Here is a 15,920-nt window from a genome sequence, read left to right as displayed (position 1 = left end):
GGAATCCGGGCGCCTCAGCGCCCGCACAGCCCGCGGCCGATTACGGCAGCGGTGGGTTGTTCCAGCGCTGGACGGTAACGATCAGGTGGCCCTCACCCTGCTGTCCGCCGTCCTCAAGTTTGGCAATCACTTTCAGATTGCCAGCGTTGTTGGTCATCATCCGGCGCTCGGGGTTAGGCCCGGCACCACCGGGCATGAAGATGCCGTTGTCCAGCATCTGCCCGGCGAACTTGACGTCTTCGTCTTCCTTGGCCTTTTCGTTGAAGGGTTCGACCGACCACTGCGCTGGCAGGTAGCCAATGCGCAACGGCTGGCCCTTGGCATCTTTGCCCCAGGCCTCGGCCTCGAAACGGCCCTGCACTTTCGGCGTACTGCCGCCGTTCTCGCCGATCCGCGCAATCGAGAACGCGGGCACCACCTTGACCTCTTCGACTTTGTCGTAGACGGTCAGGCTCACGCCTTTCAAGGCACCCTGGCTGACTTCGCGCACCCCAGGCGCAGCATCGGCGGCGGCACGAGCCTTGACCCGCACCTGGTTGGCGCTTGACTGCAGCACTTCGACCACTTCGATACCCGGGCCAAAGCTGGCCGTACCGGACAAACCGCTGCCGACCAGGGTCAGCTCCGCTTCGCTGCCGGCCTTGATAAACGAAGGCTGCACGGCCAGCAACCGCGCCTTGCCGTCTTTGACAGCGGTGAAGTCCAGGCCGCGTTCGTCATGCTCGGCCTCGAACATGCGCCCTTTCATCTCGCCATCCACTGCGGCAAACACCTGGCGCATGGTGGTATCACCGATCTGCACGTTGCCGCGCCATTCAAAGCCGTTGTAGAGAATTGCCGAGCCGCTGCCCTGGAACGGCGAGCCGTCGGCATACTGGCCTTTGACTTCAACCTTGAATGCGCCGTCGCCTTGCGCGCCGGTGACGGTCATTGCGCCGCGGACATCGCCCTTGGTCAGCATATGACCACTGAAAGCCCACTGCCCCACCAGCACTTCGGCCTTGGGCCGTGCTTTTTGCCAGTCGGCCCAGGCGGCGCTGTCCAGCGGGAAACGCTTGGCCAGCTCGGGAACCATTTCCTTCAAGGCGATATCCAGCCAGTCACGGTCACGCGACAGCGCCTGATACTCAAGCGACGGCCATTGGCCGAGGTGGAAGTTGACCAGGTGTTCCCATTCTTTGGCCGGGCGACGCTGCAACGCTACCCGCGCACCGGAGTGGCAACGGCCACAGGTCTGGCTGAGTTTTTCGTCGAACTGCTCGACCGTGTTCAGGCGGCGTTCCATGGCGTAGCGCACACCTTCGGTTTCGCTGGGTGCCAGCCCTTGGCGGTCGGCCAGGTATTTGACCAGGGTGCGGCGATCATCATCGCTGATCTGCAAGCCATGCATGACCTGCATACGGCCAATGCTCATCAGCCAGCCTTCGGGGGTTTTGCGCTGGTGGCTGATGCGACTGTAGGTATCGTTGCCTTCGGCAATGTGACAGCCCATGCACTTGGTTTGCAGCAGTGCGGCGCCGGGCTCTGCGGCCTGTGCCTGGGTACACAGCAAGGCGGAGACGATCAGCGCCAGGCTGTTCGTATGCCGCCGGAGTCGAGTCATTCTCAAGGTCAGACCTCCACGGTGTTGTTCTTATCGTTCTTGCACGCTGGGTGCCGTAGGTGAATCTGCGAATGGCTGATACAGAATCTGTGCCAATCTTGGTAAAGCCTTTGATTTCAACAACTTGAGTCAAGCAAGGCAAGCGGTGGGTGGGGATGGGATCCACATCCGGCGTCTAAATTTGCGACAGCCTGTAGCACCTTGAGACACCGCTCGCGCACCTAGCAAGCTTAGGCCAGTGGCGCACTGTTTCACGCGCGTCTCATGGCGTCTCAAAGTGCTACAGCACAGCCTGCGCTGCGGCGCTTCACGACCTATAAATAACGCTTTTATATCAATACTTTAAGTACGTTTTTCGAATCTGGCATGGTGGTTGCGAAAGTGCTCTGCACCTCCAATGACAAAAGGCGCTGCCTCCATGCTTTCGACACTGCCCATCCTCCCTCGTACCCAGGCTTTTCTCGACCGCAAACTGAAAATGCGCATCGGCGCCGACTGGCAAGATGCGCAAAGCGGTCAGACCATGAGCTTTCGCAACCCGGCCACCGGCGAAGTGCTGGGGGAAGTGCCATGCGCCGACAGCGAGGATGTCGATCGTGCCGTCAAGGCAGCACGCCTTGCATTCGATGATTCACCCTGGAGCCGCATGCGCCCGCGTGAACGGCAGAACCTGTTGTGGCGCCTGGCCGAGCTGATGGAGCGTGACGCACAGGAACTGGCTGAACTGGAATGCCTGAACAACGGCAAAAGCGCAGCGGTGGCGAAAGTCATGGACGTGCAGCTGGCGATCGACTTCCTGCGTTACATGGCTGGCTGGGCGACCAAAATTGAAGGCACAACAGTAGAGCCTTCCTTGCCGCTGATGCCCAACGACCAGTTCCATGGCTTCATCCGCCGCGAAGCGATCGGCGTGGTCGGCGCCATCGTCGCCTGGAACTTCCCACTGCTGCTGGCCTGTTGGAAACTTGGCCCGGCACTGGCCACCGGCTGTACCGTGGTGCTCAAACCTGCCGATGAAACCCCGCTGACCGCGTTGAAACTGGCCGAACTGGTGCAAGAGGCGGGCTACCCGGATGGAGTGTTCAACGTCATCACCGGAACCGGTCTGAATGCCGGCGCCGCCCTCACCCGTCACCCTGGCGTCGACAAACTGACCTTCACCGGTTCCACCGAAGTCGGCAAACAGATCGGCAAGGCGGCGATGGAAAACATGACCCGCGTCACCCTCGAATTGGGTGGCAAGTCGCCGACCATCGTCATGCCCGACGCCAACCTGCAAGAAGCCGCTGCCGGTGCCGCCACGGCGATCTTCTTCAACCAGGGCCAAGTGTGCTGCGCAGGTTCGCGGCTGTATGTGCACCGCAAGCATTTTGACAACGTGGTTGCCGACATCGCCGCGATTGCCAACGGCATGACCCTGGGTAACGGCCTGGACCCTAAGGTACAGATGGGCCCGCTGATTTCCGCCAAGCAGCAGGACCGGGTCACCGGCTACATCAACCTGGGCCGTGAACTTGGCGCCACGGTGGCCTGTGGCGGTGAAGGTTTTGGCCCGGGTTATTTCGTCAAACCTACGGTCATCGTTGACGTCGACCAACGCCACCGTCTGGTTCAGGAAGAAATCTTCGGCCCGGTGCTGGTGGCCATGCCATTTGATGACATCGATGAAGTGATTGGCCTGGCCAACGACAACCCGTATGGCCTGGGCGCAAGCATCTGGTCCAACGACCTTGGCGCCGTGCACCGCATGATCCCGCGGATCAAGTCGGGTTCGGTGTGGGTCAACTGCCACAGCGCCCTTGATCCGGCGCTGCCGTTCGGGGGCTACAAGCTGTCGGGCGTAGGCCGCGAGATGGGCGCGGCAGCCATCGAGCACTACACCGAACTCAAGTCGGTGCTAATCAAACTGTAAACCACCCGGTAGGAGCGGGCTTGCCCCGCGATTGCGTTTCATCAGACACAACGCGATCGCGGGGCAAGCCCGCTCCTACCGAGGGTAACCCTGCGCGACCAGCCAGCTGCGCAGCATGATCTGCTCTGATGCCGACCGGCCAGCCAATAGCTGATCCAGCGTGCTCCCAGCCTGCAGGCCGCGCACCAGCGGTGCCAGGGGCACACCCTGCAGGTGCCAGATACCCAAGGGCTGGTCTGGGCTGACGACCACCTCGGCAGGTTCGATGAAGGCATCACGCACCACCGGCCGCTGTTGCACCTGCAACTGGCGATAATCACTCGGCAGGTGTATCGGCTGCAGGTCTGGCCAGGCCTGACGACGCTGCCAGAATGGCTGCCCGGCCTTGTCCTGTTCCTGGGCATAGAAGTCCCGGCCGATACGGGCGAAACGCAAGAACAGCTGTTCAATACGTTGCTGATGAAACCCCCGGGCCAACGCCCGATGCTCAGGACGGCGCAGCAAGGTGTTGATCACCGCCGGCGCCTGCAAGGCAGACGACAACGACTGGAAGATTCCGTTGCCGGACAACGGATCGACCGCCATCGCCGCATCCCCCACGCGCAGCCAGTTGTCGCCGCTGCATTCACCGGCGAGGATCGCCGTGCTGCTGCGTGCATGCACCGTCGCCGCTTGCCAGGCATCGGCACCAAACAATTCGCTCACCAGTGCCGACTCGCGCCGGCGCTGGGCACAGTACTCCGGCAAGCGGGCCTTGCCCGGCAGGTTGCTGGTGCTCACGTCGAGGCTGATTTGCCAATAGCAACGGCCATCGGCCAAACGTGCCATCCACGCCCAGCCATCCTCCAGGCTTTCCACCGCCGAGAACGGCTCACCTTCAGCGCCTTGCCAGAGGTTGAGCAGGCTGACGCTTTCCGGGCCCCGCAGCCGGTCGCTGGCTAACGGCGCCTGACGACCACGGGCTTCGACAAGGAAATCTGCGTGCAGCACCTGGCCACCGTCCAGCACCACGCGGTGTCCTTGCGCGTCACTGTCAACGCCACCCACCCGCCCCTCGATCACTTCGACACCGGCCTGCTTCAGGTCATCGCGCAACGCACGATCGAACAAGCGCCGATCCAGCAGACACTCCTCATTAAGCTGCTGATCCACACCGTTCCAGCGCACACGGCGCCGGGCCGGTATCGCAGCCTGCTCCAGGGCGTTGCTCAACCCAGCATGGCGCAAGCCCTCCAGCACCCGCTGTGACACGCCTTCCACGGCATCGAAACGGCGCCAGTCAGCGACTATCTCGACGCCATACCCCAGACGCCGCAGGCCAATGGCGCACGCAGCACCGGCCGGGCCAGCACCAAGAATCAGGATACGCGGCTCAGGCATGATCGACTCCACGGCGCTCAGGGCCAAAGTAGGTAGCGTTTTCACGCAGATACGCCAGCACCTGCTCGCGATCAGCCCCTGGGTGTTCAGCCAGATAGGCGCAAATCTGCCCGCTCAACGCTGCACAGCCGAGACTGGCACCGGCTGACCCGGCCCGCGCCCCGACCGCCGCACCGAACTCGGCCTGCGCCGTGTTCAGCCACGACCACTGCCCACTGGTACAGCGGGCATCACCGGTGATGCGCACCACCCCGGGGTAGCTGGCCGGATAGACCGGACCACCCCGCGCCGGGCTCGACGCACACAGGATCACCCCGGCCGCCTGCGCCTGTGCACAGGCCTGGCGCAGCACCGGGCGATCCTGGCTCAGCCCCAGGCTCAGGTTGATCACCTGCACGCCCTGCTCCACCAGCCACAACAACGCCGCGCTGACCTGCAGCACCGAGGTAGCGCCACGGCTGTCGAACACCTGCGCGATGGTTACCGATACACCTTCAGCCTGGCTCAGCAACTGTTCAAGCACCGCGCTGCCGTGGCCGAGCACGTCGTCCTGCACATCCCCTTCACAGAGCACACCCTGATCCAGCCAGAAGCGCCGGCCAACGTCCACACGCGGGGCCTGAAGCTCAGAGCAGCCGGAATCGATCACGCCCACCCGCACGTTATTCACCATGGCGCAGCGACTCCTGCCAGACCGCCTGCAGGCGCCCTTGCTCCAGGTGCAGGTGCAACTCGGCGTCGGCCAGGGTGCTGGTGCGATGGCTGATGAGTATCCGTGTGCGCCCGGCGAACAGCTGGTCGATGGCGGCGATCACTTCCCGTTCGGTGGCCTCATCCACCGCCGAGGTTGCTTCATCGAGCACCAGTACCCGTGGGTTCTGCAGCAAGGCGCGGGCAATGGCGATGCGTTGTTTCTGCCCGCCCGACAGCTGCTGGCCTCGCTCACCGAGGATACCGTCCAGGCCCAGCGGCAAGGCTTCGACCAAGCTCTCCAGACGCGTCAGGCGCACGACCCGCTCAAGGTCTTCACGGCTGGCCTCGGGCACGCTGTAGGCCAGGTTCTGCGCCAGGGTGCCGCGAAACAAGACAATGTCCTGGCTGACCACGGCGATGCACTTGCGCAGCGCCAACAAATCCAGCTCACGCAAATCCACACCATCGAGCAGGATGCGCCCCTGGTCCGGGTCGTAGAACCGCTGCAGCAGGTCGATCAGGGTCGATTTGCCGACACCCGAGGCGCCACTGATGGCCACCTTCACACCGGCCGGAATGCAGATATCGACACCCGCCAGCACCATGCCCAGGCGCTGCTCGTGGGCAAAGTGCACGGCCTCCAGGCGCAATTCGCCGGGGCCTTGCCCGGCGGGTACAGGCACCGCAGGCTGTTTGACGCTGACCGGTTCCTGCTGCAGTTCCATCACCCGGCCAAGGCTCACTGCCATGCGCTGCACCGCCACGTACAGGCCAAGCAGGCTCTGCACCGGCCCGACCGCCATGCCCAGATAGGTGGAAAAAGCGATCAGCGCACCCAATTGCCAAGTGCCCTGAATCACCCAGTAGCCGCCAACCAGAAAAGCACAGGCACGGCACAGCGAGGTGAGCGTGCCTGGCACCGCCTGGGTGAAGAATTCCGTGATTTGCACCCGCAGCAACTGGCCCATGTAGCCTTTGCCGAGGTGGTCGAGGCGCGCCGACTCGCGTTGCTGCTGCCCGGCCGCTTGAATGAACTTCATCGCTGGCAGGGTCTCGACCATGAACGACGAAACATCGGCAGAGCGCTCACGCAGATTGCGCACCTCGCGCTCGACCTTGCGCCGCATCCAGCGCAACCACAGCACTTCGATGGGAATCAGCAACGCCAGCAGCAACGACAGTTGCCACGACAGCATCAACATCAAGGTTACCGCGCCGATCAAGCCAATCACGCTGGACACTGCCGCGAACAGGGAATCCACGGCGAAGCGTTGAATTTCGGCGACATCGCCATCCAGTCGCGACAGAATGTCACCGATGCGTTTGCGCCCGTAGAAGGCCGGGGAAAGTTGCTGCAAGTGACGATAGAGGTCATCACGCAAGGCAAACAGAATGCGCCCGGACAGACGTGTGTGCAGGTAGCGGTTGATGCCGCCCAGCAACATGCCGACGATGCCCACCGCGATCATGATCGACGCCATGTGCCAGAGCACGTCGAAGTCCTTGGCCAGCAAGCCTTGATCGATCAGGGTCTTGACCAGCCAGGGTTGCAGCAACACCAACAGTGACGCCGCAAGCGACAAGCCCAACAGTGCGGCAATCGCGCGCCAGTGCGGGCGTACGAAGCCGTACAACCAGGCCAGGGCGCGGCGCATCAAGTCCGGGTCAGAGGCGTTGATCAGCCTGAGAAACATACCACCCATCCACCGCCCCTTAATCGCGCAGTTGCTTGAGTTTTCGATACAGCGTGGCGCGGCTGATCCCCAGGGCATCGGCGGCGGCCGAGACGTTGCCTTGATGGCGTGCCAACGCCCCGCGGATCAGTTCTACCTCGTTTTCGCGAATGCTGCCGCTTTGCGGTGCGCTGGCGCTGAGCTCATCCAGCAGGCAATCGGTCAGATGCTCCAGGCTCAGCACTTGCTCACCGGGCTCACGCATGGCCAACGCCGAGCGCAAGACCATTTCCAGCTGGCGGATGTTGCCCGGCCAGTCGAAATTGCCAAGCAGCTCCCGCAAGCCCTTGTCGAGGCTGACCCGCTCGGCGCCGAACTTGCTCAGCAGGCTGTCGATCACCTCGTTGAGGTCGTCGCGGTCACGCAGCGCCGGGAGCTGCAGGCTGACGCCATTGATGCGGTAGTAGAGGTCTTCGCGAAAATGCTGATCGAGCACCAGCCGTTTCAGGTCACGGTGGGTGGCGCAGATGACCGCGACGTCGATGTCCTGCTCGTCACCGCCCCCCAGCGGCGCCACCCGCCGTTCCTGCAAGACCCGGAGCAAACGCGCCTGCAAGGCCAGCGGCATGTCGCCGATTTCATCGAGGAACAGTGTGCCGCCGTGGGCCTGGGCCAGACGCCCGACCATACCGCCGCGCCGCGAACCGGTGAACGCACCCTCGCGGTAGCCAAACAGTTCGGACTCGATCAGCCCTTCCGGAATGGCCGCGCAGTTGACCGCCACAAACGGCTTGTCGGCACGCGGGCTGGACTGATGCAGGGCACGCGCCACCACCTCCTTGCCGGTACCGGTTTCGCCGAGCAGCAACACCGGCAAATCATTGTTCAAGCCACGCCGCGCCATGCGCAGTGCGCGGGCCAGGCGTGCGTCGCGGCCCGCCAGTGATTCCAGTTCGAGCGCTTTTGGGGTTGGTAAGACTTTGCCGCCCGGCTGCGCAGTCCCGATGCCGGCGCGGCGTGGCAGGTGCACGGCACGGAAGAAGAATTCGCCCTTGGCGGTTTGCACACTGCTGACCCGGTCGGTCCACAAACGGGTAAGGAACGCCGAGGTGCGTTCACCCATCAGGTCGCTGCAGCGTCGGCCAATCAAGGCCGGGCGCTTGAGCTGCAACAACTCGCAGGCACGCTCGTTGGCCGCTAGCACTTCACCATCCAGACTCAGGGCCAGCAGCCCGTGCCAGGCACTGCCCAGGTACTGCGGGCGACTGTGGAAGGACAACACCAACTGCTCGGGATAGCACAAACCGAACATGCGGCTTTCGATATTGCTGGCGGCCAGAATCAGGGTCGAAAGGTTGTCCTGCGGTTGTGCCATGACCCCTTCGCGGGTCAGGTCAAGCACGCCAACGACCTGACCCAGAGGGTCACGCAGCGGCACCGAGGTACAGGAAAATGGGCTCAGGCGATCGAGGTAATGCTCGCCGCAGTTGATCAAGGTCGGCCGCCCTTCCACCACCGCAGTGCCGATGGCGTTGGTGCCACGGCTCGACTCGCTCCAGCAACTGCCGGGGTGCAAGTCGCGCAGGCCGACTTGATTGAGTTCGTCGGTCTGCCCGCCGACGGCGAGGATATTGGCCTGCGCATCGCCGAGGATGATGATGGCGTTGTTGCCGTGGCGGGTGACCAGGTATTCCATTTCCGGGGTCGCGGCGTCGATCAGCAGGCGGTTGCCGTCGAGCAACTCCTGCAAGCGGTGGCGCACGTTGAACTGCACCTGTTCCGCCTCCAGGCAGTTCAGGCCATGTTCGAGGCTGCGCCGCCAGGACGCATCGATCTCTTCACGCAGCATGCCTTGCGGCAAGGCGCCTTCGCTGATCAGTTTCAGGCGGACCATGCGCGAAGTGTGCACGGGGTCGGTAGCGTTTATTATTGGTATATGTCGCGGCATCTCTCACTCCAGCGTGCCTGCGCACAGCAAGATGCTGCTGCAGGCGAAGTACGACCGGCTCACCGTGACTTTACTTCTAATACGCTTCCTCTACTACGCCTGCGCGGTAAATAGGTGGTGGGCTTGCCCCGCGATTACGATTTGTCTGTCTTACCGCGATCGCGGGGCAAGCCCGCTCCTACAAAGCGAAGCGGCTGTAGCGATACGGGGTGGGGTCGATGATCGGGGTATGGCCGGATACCAGATCGGCCGCCAGTTGCCCGGCTGCCGGAGATGTTCCGAAACCATGACCAGAAAAACCGGTGGCCAGGGTCAAGCCGGCAATTCGCGCGACCGGCCCGATCACCGGAATCGAATCTGGCGTGACGTCGATGGTGCCTGCCCAGGCCTGTTCGATCTGGGCCTGCTCAAACACCGGCCAAGCAGCCTTGAGGTTGTTCATCGCGTCATTGTTCAGCGAAGTGTTGGCGCTTGGGTCTTGCACCCGCATGCGTTCAAACGGGGTAACGCTGGTGCTTTTCCAACGCCGCGCTTGGGCCAGGTCCTGGAAGAACGGCTTGCCCATCGACACCTGGAGAAAGTCGCGTTGTGCACGGAACGCTGGCAGATAACGGCGGCCCAGCAGCAAATGGTCGAGGGTCAGGAAGGCATCCAATTTGCCGCGTTGGGTGATGATGTAGCCGCCATCCTTGTGCTTGCGGAACGAGAAGTCCGGCGCACCGACCGCAATGTCGGTCGGGCCCTGCATCGGTTTGGTACGCAATACCGAACACACCAACGGCAGGGTCGGCAACGCAATACCGTGGTTGCCGAGAAAACGCCGCGACCAGGCACCACCCGCCAGCAGCACCTGCTCACAACGGATTTCGCCTTTCTCGGTGACCACACCGCTGACCTTGCCAGCCGCCGTCACCAGCGTACGCACAGCGCAGTGTTCAACAATGATTGCGCCTTTGGCGATAGCTGCCTTGGCAATTGCACTGGACGCCAGCGTCGGCTCGGCACGACCATCCGAAGGCGTATAAATGCCACCCGCCCAGTCGCCCTTACCGCCCGGTACCAATTGTTCGATTTCACGCTTGCTGAGCAAGTGCGAATCCAGCGACAGTGACTCAACCGACTTGAGCCAGCCTTCATGCATGGCCATCTGTGTTTCAGTACGGCCGACAAACATGATGCCGGCCTGGCGGTAACCCACATCCGCACCGACGCGCTCCGGCATTTGCGCCCATAAACGATCAGACGCCTGCGCCAACGGAATATCTTCGGCATGACGACTGGTTTTGCGCACCCAGCCAAGGTTGCGTGAAGACTGTTCTCCCGCCAGTCGGCCTTTCTCAAGGAGTACTACCGGAATATTGCGCTCGGCCAGCGATAACGCCGCGGTCAAACCTATGATTCCCCCGCCAATGATGACAACCGAGGTGGACGACGGAAATACGCTTGAAGTGTGCACAGAGGCAATAGTAGGTGCCATGACAAAGACTCGACTTACACGGTTTTATGACGGAGCGATTACTGCGCCAGGTTGACGCGCAGCACATTGGCTCGCGAGGCATTACGGTACGCAGTCACTTCAACCTCGACTTTGTAGACCGTCGAACCCAGCGGTGGGCAGGTAACGGTACTGGCCGGATCGATGCCGCGGAACTTCTCGCCGATCAAGGTCATGACGCTGGCAACATCCTCCGGGTTTTGAATAAACACCCGCGAACAAATCACATCGGCCAGGCTGGAATCCACGGCCTTGAGCGCCGCTTCAATGTTGGCGAACACCTGATGGGTTTGTTCGACAACATCGTCGGAAATCAACTTGGTCTCGGGGTGACGCCCAGCGGTGTTGGATACGTAAATCCAGTTATCGACCGCCACCAAACGCGAGTAGCTGCCCATTTCCTCGTACTTAGAACCGGTTTTAACCTTGATAATTTCGGTCATGCCTTACTACTCCTTGAGTCTCTTAAAAGTGTATTAGCTGAGCACTGGGGTTTCCCACAGGTTCAACTTCACGCCAATGCCTTTTTCGATGGCATTGCGGTATACAACAGTGCCCCAGGCAACGTCTTCAACCGGCATTCCGCCTACCGACATAATGATGATTTCTTCATCATTGTTACGCCCAGGTGCATCACCGGCGATGATCTTGCCAATATCCTCAAGTTCTTCGGCGGTCAACTTTCCTTCTGCCAGCATATCCATAAAACGCACACCGATAACGGGCACGCAGTTATGTGCAGGCTTCGGCAATTCTTCATACCAGGCATGATAAAGCCCGGTATTATCCAGCACTTTGCGAATATCAGATTGCTCCATGCCATCATCCAGGCGGCAACTTGCCGGCATGGCCATAAAAGCACCAGGCTTGACCCATTCGCGTTTAACGACCGGGTAAGTTTCAGGGTCTCCGGTTGCACCGGAACTGCAGTAAGTGACCAGGTCCGAGTCGCGTACGACTTCTTCAAGGGTATCCACTACATGAATATTGACGATCTGCGGATAGGTGTCTTCAAGCCACGAAATGAAGTCATCAAGGCTCTTCTGGCCACGCCCTTTAATTTTGATCGTATCAATCTGCGGGCAGACTGCAACGAAGGCGGCCAGGGTGGTTTTGCCCATGACGCCGGGGCCAAGAAGGCCGACAACCCTTGAATCCTTGCGGGCCAGATGGCGTGCGCCAACCCCCGGAATCGCGCCGGTGCGGTAGGCCGAAAGCAAGTTGGCCGACATGTGCGCCAAGGGTGCGCCGGTATCGGGATCGTTCAAGGTGAACATAAGAATCGAGCGCGGCAGGCCTTTATCGCGGTTGGCAATGTTGGAGCCGTACCACTTCACCCCGGCCGTGCAGAAGTTACCGCCCAAATAGGCTGGCATGGCCATCAAACGACGGTCGGCGGTTGGTTTTGGCATCTTCGGAAACGGCGAACTTTCCGGAAACGTAACCATTGCCCCGTGCGAGTCATTATTAGGCCCAGCCATACGATAGTCACCTTCGTACAGCAGGCCAAACATCTCTTCCATTGTATCGACGCAACCGGCCATGTCGGTAACACCGGCGCGAATCATGTCTTGTTCAGAAAGGTAGATAAAATCGATTTTTGTATTATTGGACATCATTTTTCTCAGACTGAAATGATACAATCGCCGGGCGCACACGGACACGCCCTCCCCTCAAGCCAATAGGCTCGGGTTGCTCTTTCAACATGGGTTCCAGTATACGGAGCCGGTTTTCGCGGTATTGTACATTTCGGACATGAACGGCCGACTTCAGCCGATTTAATCGGCACGGCCATTGCACAATAATAAGATCATCAGCAGCAGACCGCCGTTATGAAAAAAGCGCATATACCCTCGCCTGCCACCAATACATTTGAACAACCTTGGTTCGTATTGAATTCATCACACTATTCAGTGATCGCCGCCAGTCATCCGGCGATTTCGCATTTCTATGCACTGGATGTTGCGCAATCAAGCAATGTGATGTTGGCGATTCCCGATGGCTGCGTGGATATTGTTGTCGACTGCGATGCTGATCGGCCCACCGCACGTGTCTGTGGCACACCCCTGCAAGCCCGGCGAGTAGAACTTCTGGAAAACCATCATTACTTTGGTGTGCGCTTTACCCCGGGGGTGATCCCGGGTTTTATCAACGCGCTGGCGCAAGAACTGACCGAGCAGGAGTTGAACCTGTTGGAGGTCACCCCGCACGCTCAGGCGTTTTTCGAAGAAGTGTTGAAAACGCCGGTGCTTAGCGAACAGATGAACCTGTTCAACCGCTATCTGGTACCCGACGCCTTGCGCAAAACCTCTGAGCTGACCGCGTCGATCATCCAGACCGTGCTGCAGCACAAAGGCGATATCCGTGTTCAGCAACTTGAAGCCTTGAGCGGCTACACCACCCGCACCCTGCATCGGCAGTTCACCCAGGATACCGGGATGACACCCAAGGCATTCTGCCGAATCATCCGTTGCCAGGCGGCGCTGAACTCCATCAATACAGAGCAGGCGTTGTCATTTACCGAGTTGGCGATGGAGCTGGGCTTTACCGATCAGTCGCATTTTTTGCGCGACTTCAAGCAACTGGTCAGTACCACGCCCCATGAGTATCAGCGGCAGATCACTCAAGGGGCTTACAGCCAGCGCCTCCTGCAGTCCCGGCAAGCGGCGGCCTGAAGTCAGTGGCGTGGTGTTTCCGACGGGTGCTCACCAAACAACGCTTTGTAGTAGCCAGCAAAATGCCCCAAATGGGTGAAGCCAAAATCACTGGCGATGCGCGCCACGGTGACTTGGTTGGCACAGGTGCTGCGCAAGCGTCGGCGGGCAGCGTTGAGCCTGACCGAACGCAAGTATTCCACCGGGCGTAAACCGGTCACGCTCTGAAAACTGCGTTGCAATGTGCGCCGACTGACGTTCAGTCGCTCGCACAACTCCAGCACCGAGATTGGTTCATCATGGTGCGCCAGGGCCAACTCCTGACTTTGCTTGACCAGATAAGCGCTGACCACGTGATTGCCGGAACGCCCCTCGTCGCCTTCAACCCGATGGTCGAGCAGGTCAAGCATGCACTCCAGGGTCAAGTCTTCCAGCAGGTTTTCCGGCAGGTGTTGATCCTGCAGCGCCGCCATCACCACATCTTCCAGACGCTTGCGCACGGTGTGCAACACTTCGCGGCGCAGCTCTAGGCGCGAGACCTTGCCCAGCCGACGCATTTCGCTGTCGGAAAACTCCCTGGCCGCCAGATTTTCCAGACGGGCGGCCTCAACGGTGATGGCCAGCAAGTCCATGCCTTCGGCTGCTTGCACAAAAAACTCCTGGCCACTGTGAAGAAGCGTGACACTTTCAGTTCCCAGGCTTTTACCCTGAAACACTGCCAGGTCTGCACCACACTTGGGCATTGCCAGGCACAACCGCCCCAACGGCGCTACGCCCCGCTGGGCTACACGCTTGTTCAATGATTCTTGAAAGATCTGGAAACGCTCGCCGGTGACGTGTTTGAGCACTGTCTGCACGTGACCGGTGCTCAACTGATCGTAGGTTTGTTGCCATCCCACGATTGCACCGGCATGCAAATGTACGTCGTCAAAGCTTTTCATCTGGGCAAACATCGCCATTGTTACTACCTGTTATGTACTTGTAACAAGTTGTAAGCAAGCGGCAGGCCAACCATCCTTCGCCCGGCAACCACTCATCGACTGACTGCAAAGCGGCCCACTGCCTGGGCCGCCATCGCCCTCCACTCAGGCGGAGTGATTGCCCAGGCCGTTGAAGCGAACCGGAGCGGTGCTGCGCAACCGTAAAGCGAGCGCCATACCCAGCAGTGCGGCCACCGGCACAATCGTGCACAGGGCCAACGACAGCGTGGTACTGGCACCGGTCAGCACATCGAAGTGGATGACTGCGGTGATCAACACGGCCAGCAGTGCCACGCCAGAAAGCGCCGGCAGGATGAAACACTTGAGCCTGCTGTCGGCCAGTTGCGGGTTGCTCTTGAAGAAGCCGATGACCGCCAGCGAGGTCAGCACCATCAACAGAATCAGGCACAAGGTGGCCACGTTGGAGAACCAGGAGAACAGTTGCAGCACCGGATCGGCACCGGCCAAGGCAAACACAGCCAGGATGCTGGCTGCAATCAGCGACTGCAGGCCAGAGCCCAGGTGCGGGCTTTGGTGCTTGCGGTGGGTGGTACCGAGCTTCTGCGGCAGCAAGCCGTCACGGCCAATGGCGAAGAAGTAGCGAGCGGCGGCGTTGTGGAAGGCCAGCAAACCGGCAAACAGGCTGGCCACAAACAGCAAGCGAATCGCGGTGGTCAAGCCCACACCCACATACTGGTCAGACAGCGTGTAGAGAAAGGTGGTCGGGTCTTGCAGTGCCTGCAGGGTCGACACCAGGTCATCGGCCCCCGCGCCGACCACCATGGCCCACAGCGACAGGGTATAGAAGCCGCCAATCAGCAGGACCGAGAGGTAGGTGGCCTTGGGAATGGTGCGCTTGGCATCTTTGGCTTCTTCGCTGTACAGCGTGGAGGCTTCAAAGCCGATGAAGGCGGCGAAGCAGAACAGCAGGCCAATCGACGGGTTACCGCTGCTGATGTGCGCGGGGGTGAACGCGTCGGCGTTAATGCCCTGTGCGCCGCCGCTGCTCAGAATCGCGATATCGAGTATCAGCACTGCAAGGTACTCGGCGATCACGGTGATCGACAGGACCTTCGCCGACAGGTCGATGTTGCGATACCCCAGGCAGGCAATCAGCCCCAGGGCGACGGCAGAACAAACCCACCACGGCAGGTTGATGGCGAACACCTCAGCCAGGGTGCCGGCGACAATGGCGCCGAACAGGCCATACATGCCGGCCTGCAGCACGTTATAGGCGACCATCGCCAGCATTCCTGCGGCGCCGCCGGCCAGGCCGCCCAAGCCACGGGAAATCAAGGCGTAGAAACCACCGGCATGGGTGATGTGCCCGGCCATGCGCGTGTAGCCGGCTGCAAAGCACAGCAACACCACCAGCGTGGCGATCAATAAAGCCGGCGTTCCCGCGCCATTACCCAGCATCATGCCAATGGGGAAACCACCCGCCAGTACGCTGAGCGGGCTGGCCGCCGAGAGTACGAAGAAGATGATCATGGCAACACCAAGGCTGCCACGCCGCAGTTCCGTCGAGGAACTGTCGCGCAGAAATTCGCTCATGTTTTTATACCTTGTTTTATGAGGCAGA

12 protein-coding genes are annotated in these 15,920 nt (G+C 60.7%); 2 read left to right on the top strand and 10 right to left on the bottom strand.

Annotated features, from left to right (window positions below):
• Positions 1 to 40 precede the first annotated feature (40 nt).
• On the bottom strand, positions 41 to 1,609 hold the full coding sequence (gene peaA / locus ACP6KB_RS12585) for a quinohemoprotein amine dehydrogenase subunit alpha (protein ID WP_442114046.1): 1,569 nt from the start codon (positions 1,607 to 1,609) through the stop codon (positions 41 to 43).
• Positions 1,610 to 2,021: 412 nt separating this feature from the next.
• Between peaA and ACP6KB_RS12580 the strand changes: the two genes are divergently transcribed.
• Positions 2,022 to 3,515, top strand: coding sequence for an aldehyde dehydrogenase family protein (locus tag ACP6KB_RS12580; protein WP_442114045.1), 1,494 nt, complete (start codon positions 2,022 to 2,024; stop codon positions 3,513 to 3,515).
• Between the two features lie 75 nt (positions 3,516 to 3,590).
• On the opposite strand, the gene qhpG is transcribed toward ACP6KB_RS12580, so the two are convergent.
• From qhpG to ACP6KB_RS12545, 7 genes are all read right to left on the bottom strand, one after another.
• Positions 3,591 to 4,895, bottom strand: coding sequence for a flavin-dependent monooxygenase QhpG (gene qhpG / locus ACP6KB_RS12575; RefSeq protein WP_442114044.1), 1,305 nt, complete (start codon positions 4,893 to 4,895; stop codon positions 3,591 to 3,593).
• Positions 4,888 to 5,568, bottom strand: coding sequence for a subtilisin-like serine protease QhpE (gene qhpE / locus ACP6KB_RS12570; RefSeq protein WP_442114043.1), 681 nt, complete (start codon positions 5,566 to 5,568; stop codon positions 4,888 to 4,890). Before qhpE ends, qhpG begins: the two co-directional genes overlap by 8 nt.
• On the bottom strand, positions 5,558 to 7,291 hold the full coding sequence (locus ACP6KB_RS12565) for an ABC transporter ATP-binding protein (protein ID WP_442114042.1): 1,734 nt from the start codon (positions 7,289 to 7,291) through the stop codon (positions 5,558 to 5,560). Before ACP6KB_RS12565 ends, qhpE begins: the two co-directional genes overlap by 11 nt.
• A 10-nt stretch (positions 7,292 to 7,301) precedes the next feature.
• The gene (locus tag ACP6KB_RS12560; RefSeq protein WP_442114041.1) at positions 7,302 to 9,209 is read right to left on the bottom strand and encodes a sigma-54-dependent Fis family transcriptional regulator; all 1,908 of its coding nucleotides are present in this window, start codon (positions 9,207 to 9,209) and stop codon (positions 7,302 to 7,304) included.
• 178 nt (positions 9,210 to 9,387) lie between these two features.
• Entirely contained in the window at positions 9,388 to 10,686 is a 1,299-nt protein-coding gene (locus tag ACP6KB_RS12555) for an NAD(P)/FAD-dependent oxidoreductase (protein WP_442114040.1), read from the bottom strand.
• 38 nt (positions 10,687 to 10,724) lie between these two features.
• On the bottom strand, positions 10,725 to 11,147 hold the full coding sequence (locus tag ACP6KB_RS12550; protein WP_442114039.1) for a RidA family protein: 423 nt from the start codon (positions 11,145 to 11,147) through the stop codon (positions 10,725 to 10,727).
• Positions 11,148 to 11,180: 33 nt separating this feature from the next.
• Complete coding sequence (locus tag ACP6KB_RS12545; RefSeq protein ID WP_442114298.1) at positions 11,181 to 12,320, bottom strand: tyramine oxidase subunit B; 1,140 nt, start codon at positions 12,318 to 12,320, stop codon at positions 11,181 to 11,183.
• Positions 12,321 to 12,536: 216 nt separating this feature from the next.
• Between ACP6KB_RS12545 and ACP6KB_RS12540 the strand changes: the two genes are divergently transcribed.
• Positions 12,537 to 13,379 (top strand): helix-turn-helix domain-containing protein, encoded by an 843-nt coding sequence (locus ACP6KB_RS12540; protein WP_442114038.1) that lies wholly within the window; start codon positions 12,537 to 12,539, stop codon positions 13,377 to 13,379.
• Between the two features lie 2 nt (positions 13,380 to 13,381).
• Here the strand turns inward: ACP6KB_RS12540 and ACP6KB_RS12535 are convergent, their stop codons facing one another.
• On the bottom strand, positions 13,382 to 14,317 hold the full coding sequence (locus ACP6KB_RS12535) for a helix-turn-helix domain-containing protein (RefSeq protein ID WP_442114037.1): 936 nt from the start codon (positions 14,315 to 14,317) through the stop codon (positions 13,382 to 13,384).
• A 126-nt stretch (positions 14,318 to 14,443) separates the two neighbouring features.
• The gene (locus ACP6KB_RS12530; RefSeq protein ID WP_442114036.1) at positions 14,444 to 15,892 is read right to left on the bottom strand and encodes an APC family permease; all 1,449 of its coding nucleotides are present in this window, start codon (positions 15,890 to 15,892) and stop codon (positions 14,444 to 14,446) included.
• Positions 15,893 to 15,920: the final 28 nt, after the last annotated feature.

The sequence above is a fragment of the Pseudomonas sp. NUPR-001 genome (assembly GCF_052147955.1).
GTDB lineage: Bacteria > Pseudomonadota > Gammaproteobacteria > Pseudomonadales > Pseudomonadaceae > Aquipseudomonas.
The sequence above is the reverse complement of the archived record's forward strand: the minus strand, read 5'-3'. Positions and strand labels throughout refer to the sequence as shown.

Bases quoted from the DNA above. Each gene is read 5' to 3' on its own strand.
- ACP6KB_RS12580 (WP_442114045.1), top strand. From the start codon at position 2,022: ATGCTTTCGACACTGCCCATCCTCCCTCGTACCCAGGCTTTTCTCGAC.
- qhpG (WP_442114044.1), bottom strand. From the start codon at position 4,895: ATGCCTGAGCCGCGTATCCTGATTCTTGGTGCTGGCCCGGCCGGTGCT.
- qhpE (WP_442114043.1), bottom strand. From the start codon at position 5,568: ATGGTGAATAACGTGCGGGTGGGCGTGATCGATTCCGGCTGCTCTGAG.
- ACP6KB_RS12565 (WP_442114042.1), bottom strand. From the start codon at position 7,291: ATGGGTGGTATGTTTCTCAGGCTGATCAACGCCTCTGACCCGGACTTG.
- ACP6KB_RS12560 (WP_442114041.1), bottom strand. From the start codon at position 9,209: ATGCCGCGACATATACCAATAATAAACGCTACCGACCCCGTGCACACT.
- ACP6KB_RS12555 (WP_442114040.1), bottom strand. From the start codon at position 10,686: ATGGCACCTACTATTGCCTCTGTGCACACTTCAAGCGTATTTCCGTCG.
- ACP6KB_RS12550 (WP_442114039.1), bottom strand. From the start codon at position 11,147: ATGACCGAAATTATCAAGGTTAAAACCGGTTCTAAGTACGAGGAAATG.
- ACP6KB_RS12545 (WP_442114298.1), bottom strand. From the start codon at position 12,320: ATGTCCAATAATACAAAAATCGATTTTATCTACCTTTCTGAACAAGAC.
- ACP6KB_RS12540 (WP_442114038.1), top strand. From the start codon at position 12,537: ATGAAAAAAGCGCATATACCCTCGCCTGCCACCAATACATTTGAACAA.
- ACP6KB_RS12535 (WP_442114037.1), bottom strand. From the start codon at position 14,317: ATGGCGATGTTTGCCCAGATGAAAAGCTTTGACGACGTACATTTGCAT.
- ACP6KB_RS12530 (WP_442114036.1), bottom strand. From the start codon at position 15,892: ATGAGCGAATTTCTGCGCGACAGTTCCTCGACGGAACTGCGGCGTGGC.